At 48.7% G+C, this 519-nt stretch carries 1 protein-coding gene; it reads right to left on the bottom strand.

The features are described from left to right. Nucleotides 1-152 precede the first annotated feature (152 nt). Nucleotides 153-519, bottom strand: a 367-nt coding sequence (locus R7Z77_RS28400) for an aldehyde dehydrogenase family protein (protein WP_318137442.1), incomplete at its 5' end; no start/stop codon positions are given.

A 519-nucleotide genomic window follows, 5' to 3' on the forward strand; every position in this document is an offset into this window, starting at 1 on the left:
CAGAGAATCCCGCACCGACTACACACACATCGCACTCGATGTTGTCTTGCAATTGTGGGTATTCCGGCATGTTTGGCACAGAGTGCGCGTAGAACGAATCCGTATGCTTGTTCATAGAACTATTCCTTTATTTATCGTAATCGTCAGCAGGCTTAAGGATGGAGGCGAATCCAAGTGGTTTTGGTTTCGGTGAATTTTTCAATCGCGTGGAGAGACTTGTCTCGACCGTTTCCGCTCATTTTGAATCCACCAAATGGAACCGTCATGTCACCTTCGTTGTAGTTGTTAACCCAAACCGAGCCGGCTTGCAGTCGTTTTGCTACGCGATGAACGCGGTTGATATTGCTACTCCAGAGTGCCGCGCCTAAGCCGTACTTCGAATCGTTAGCGATCTCAATTGCTTGCGCTTCGTCTTTGAATGGAATGACACACAGCACCGGACCAAAAATTTCCTCTTGGGCTACACGCATCTTGTTGTCGACGTTGTCTAAAATGGTGGGGGAAACAGATGCGCCCTGC

Source organism: Vibrio sp. 1401, from assembly GCF_033340295.1.